Consider the following 3,675-nt stretch of genomic DNA (forward strand, 5'->3'; position numbering starts at 1 on the left):
GGTGTCGGTGCGCCGGCACTGAGGCGACAGCGGGTCACGCGCCGGTGCGGTGCCGCACCCAGACGTTCGGCTCGACGTAGACGGCGGTGCCGTGCTCGGCGTCGCACCACACGGGCGCGAGGGCCTTCGGGACCTCGACCGGACCGGTGGTGTCGAACGGCAGCCCGGTCCGCTCGCGCCACTCCTCGAGCGTCCCCGGGATCACCATCGACCGCGGGGCGACGCGGTCGATGACGCCACCGGCGCGGACGTGGACCCGCAGCCACGGGTCGACCGGGAGGCCGTCGTCCCGGGTGCGGAACGCGTAGGTCGACATCGGCTCGTGCGCGTCGGTCTTCCCGTTCGGGCGCACCGGGGCGACCAGCTCGGCGAACCCGTGCCGGGCCGCGTTGTCCCGCATCGCCGTGAGCATCCGGCCCGACAGCCCGGATCCCTGGAGGTCGCGCCGGACCGCGATCTCCACGGCCGAGACCGCGTTGGGGGTGTCGCCCTCGACAGCGGCCAGCAGGCCGCTGCGGATCGCGTGGTCCCAGCCGTTGGGCGGCAGGTCGTCGTCGTCGAGGACGAAGGGCACGGAGTGGGCCACGGCGACCACGTCGCCGGTCTCGTCCTGGCCGACCAGGACGTACTCCGCGAACAGCGTCGTGCAGCTGCGGTAGTACATCCCGCCGATCGGGTCGTAGCGCATGAACTCGGGCCAGGTCGTCTCCATCGCCCACATCGGCTCGACCAGGGAGAGGTCGTCCGCCAGGACGGTCGTCGTGAGCTCCACCGGCGCACTCTAGGCTTCATCCGTGCCTGGGCTCGCTCCATTTGTCGCCGTCATCGGTGGCGGTCAGCTCGCCCGGATGATGGCCGAGCCCGCGGCCGCGCTCGGGATCCCGCTGCGGCTGCTCGCCGAGGCCGAGGGCGTCTCGGCCGCCCAGGTCATCCCGGACACGCTGGTGGGGGACTACACCGACCTCGAGATGCTCCGCAAGGTCACCAGCGGGGCGCACGTGGTCACCTTCGACCACGAGCACGTGCCCACCGAGCACCTGCACGCGCTCCATGCCGACGGGGTCGCCACCCGGCCGGGCCCGGAGGCGCTGGTGCACGCCCAGGACAAGGCGGTGATGCGGACGCGGCTGGCCCAGCTCGGGGTGCCGTGCCCGCGCAACGCGGTCGTGGGCAGCGTCGCGGACGTCGAGGACTTCGGGTTCCCGTGCGTCCTCAAGACCACCCGCGGTGGGTACGACGGCAAGGGCGTGTGGTTCGTCGGCGGTCCCGCCGACTGCGCCGAGCCGTTCGAGGCCGCCGCGCGGACCGGCGTACCGCTGCTCGCCGAGGAGCGGGTCGACTTCCGGCGCGAGCTGTCGGCCCTGGTCGCCCGGAGCCCGAGCGGACAGGCGGCGGCGTACCCGGTCGTGGCCAGCCTCCAGCAGGACGGCATCTGCCTCGAGGTCGTGGCGCCGGCGCCCGACCTCGACCCGGGGCTGGCGACCCAGGCGCAGCAGGTCGCGCTGACGATCGCCAAGGAGCTCGACGTGACCGGCGTGCTCGCGGTCGAGCTGTTCGAGACCACCGACGGCCGGATCCTGGTCAACGAGCTGGCGATGCGCCCGCACAACACCGGCCACTGGACCCAGGACGGCGCGGTGACGAGCCAGTTCGAGAACCACCTGCGGGCGGTGCTCGACCTGCCGCTCGGGTCACCCTCCCCGCGGGTGCGGTGGACGGTGATGGTCAACATCCTCGGCGGGCCCGACGAGCAGGTCGGGCGGCTCTACGACGGCTACCCGCACGCCCTGGCCCGCGACCCGCACCTGCGGGTCCACCTCTACGGCAAGGAGCTGCGCCCCGGCCGCAAGGTCGGGCACGTGAACGCCTACGGTGACGACCTCGAGGACTGCCTGGAGCGGGCCCGGCACGCGGCCGCCTGGTTCCGCGGCGACCTCGGCAACGAGAGCGAGTGAGCATGAGCAGCAGCCCCCGGGTCGGCATCGTCATGGGCAGCGACTCCGACTGGCCGGTGATGGAGGAGGCCGCGAAGGCGCTGGCCGAGTTCGACGTCGCCTACGAGGCCGACGTGGTCTCCGCGCACCGGATGCCCGAGCAGATGCTGTCCTACGGCAGGGACGCCGCCGGGCGCGGGCTCGAGGTGGTCATCGCGGGCGCCGGGGGAGCGGCGCACCTCCCGGGCATGCTGGCCTCCGTCACTCCCCTCCCGGTGATCGGTGTTCCCGTGCCGCTCAAGCACCTCGACGGGATGGACTCCCTGCTGTCCATCGTGCAGATGCCGGCCGGCGTGCCGGTCGCGACGGTCGGCATCGGCAACGCCCGCAACGCCGGCCTGCTCGCCATCCGCATCCTGGCCGGGTCCGACCCCGCGCTGCGCGAGCGGATGGCCGCGTTCCAGGCCGAGCTCAGGGAGTCGGCGGAGTCCAAGGGCGGCTCGGTGCGGAACGCCTCCTCCGGCGCGCGCAAGCTCGGCTTCTGACCGCATGGCCCGGGTCGACCGCCTCGTCGGGGTCGACGTCGCCCGCTGCCTGGCCCTGCTCGGCATGGTGGCCACGCACGTGCTCGCCGAGCGGGACGCCGACGGCAGCCTGACCGCAGCGCAGTGGCTCGCCGGAGGCAGGGCGTCCGCGCTGTTCGCGGTGCTGGCCGGAGTCAGCCTGGCGCTGATGACCGGGCGGCGTACGCCGGTGCGTGGCCGGGAGCGGGCGCGACGCAGTCTCGGCCTCGCCGTGCGTGCCCTCCTGATCGCCCTGCTCGGGCTGGCCCTCGGTGGGCTCGAGACCGGGATCGCGGTGATCCTGACCTACTACGGCGTGCTGTTCCTGCTCGGGCTGCCGTTCCTCGGTCTCGGGACCCGTCCGCTCCTGGCGATCGCCGCCGCCTGGGCCGTGCTCGGACCGATCGTCTCCCAGCTGGTCCGACCGCACCTGCCGGAACGCCGGTTCGAGAGCCCGGCGTTCGAGCAGCTGTCCGACCCCGGGCTGCTCCTGAGCGAGCTGCTGTTCACCGGCTACTACCCAGTGGTGCCGTGGCTCGCCTACGTCCTGCTCGGCCTCGCGCTGGGTCGGGCCGACCTGCGCAGCCAGAGGGTCCAGGCCCGGCTCGTCGGGGCCGGACTGGCCGCCGCCGTCCTCGCGACCGCTGGGTCGCGCTGGCTGACCACCCGCGACCCGGTCGCCACCCGGCTGCTCCGCGACCTGCCCCAGGCAAGCATCGAGGATCTCCTGGACCAGATCTCCCGGGGCATGTACGGGCAGACCCCGGCCGACGGTTCATGGGCGTGGCTGCTGGTGGTGGCGCCGCACAGCAGCACGCCCTTCGACCTCGCCCAGACGATGGGGTCGGCGGCGTTCGTCCTCGGCTGCTGCCTGGGGATGGTCGGCCTCGTGGGCCGGTTCGGCGAGCGCGCGCTCGCGGTCTTCTTCGGGGCCGGGGCGATGACGCTGACGCTCTACACGCTGCACGTGCTCATGCGGACCGAGCGGTTCTGGCCGGCCGAGGAGCCGGACAGCTTCCGCTGGCACGTGCTGGTGCTGTTGGCGGTCGGCGCGGTGTTCGGCGCGGCCGGGCGGCGTGGCCCTCTCGAGTGGCTCGTCGCCACGGCCGGCAGGGTGACCGCCCGGGCCGCGGGGAACTGAGGGTCAGACAGCCCGGGCGGTCAGGGGCGGACGGGCG

The 3,675-nt window shown here is 73.7% G+C and carries 4 protein-coding genes; 3 read left to right on the forward strand and 1 reads right to left on the reverse strand.

What is annotated here, in order from left to right:
• Positions 1–34 precede the first annotated feature (34 nt).
• Positions 35–772 carry an N-acetyltransferase gene (locus JHD21_RS21435; protein WP_292679529.1) on the reverse strand — a complete coding sequence of 246 codons (738 nt, stop codon included), beginning with the start codon at positions 770–772 and terminating at the stop codon, positions 35–37.
• Positions 773–794: 22 nt separating this feature from the next.
• On the opposite strand from JHD21_RS21435, the gene JHD21_RS21440 reads away from it, so the two are divergent.
• From JHD21_RS21440 to JHD21_RS21450, 3 genes are read left to right on the forward strand one after another with little or no spacing between them, the layout of a single operon-like run.
• On the forward strand, positions 795–1,955 hold the full coding sequence (locus JHD21_RS21440) for a 5-(carboxyamino)imidazole ribonucleotide synthase (protein ID WP_292679531.1): 1,161 nt from the start codon (positions 795–797) through the stop codon (positions 1,953–1,955).
• 2 nt (positions 1,956–1,957) lie between these two features.
• A complete protein-coding gene (gene purE / locus JHD21_RS21445) occupies positions 1,958–2,479 on the forward strand; it encodes a 5-(carboxyamino)imidazole ribonucleotide mutase (RefSeq protein ID WP_292679533.1) in 522 nt (173 codons plus the stop codon).
• 4 nt (positions 2,480–2,483) lie between these two features.
• Positions 2,484–3,638 carry a heparan-alpha-glucosaminide N-acetyltransferase domain-containing protein gene (locus JHD21_RS21450; protein ID WP_292679535.1) on the forward strand — a complete coding sequence of 385 codons (1,155 nt, stop codon included), beginning with the start codon at positions 2,484–2,486 and terminating at the stop codon, positions 3,636–3,638.
• The last annotated feature ends 37 nt before the right edge of the window (positions 3,639–3,675 follow it).

Source organism: Nocardioides sp., assembly GCF_016462705.1.
GTDB lineage: Bacteria > Actinomycetota > Actinomycetes > Propionibacteriales > Nocardioidaceae > Nocardioides.

Bases quoted from the DNA above. Each gene is read 5' to 3' on its own strand.
- purE (WP_292679533.1), top strand. From the start codon at position 1,958: ATGAGCAGCAGCCCCCGGGTCGGCATCGTCATGGGCAGCGACTCCGAC.
- JHD21_RS21450 (WP_292679535.1), top strand. From the start codon at position 2,484: ATGGCCCGGGTCGACCGCCTCGTCGGGGTCGACGTCGCCCGCTGCCTG.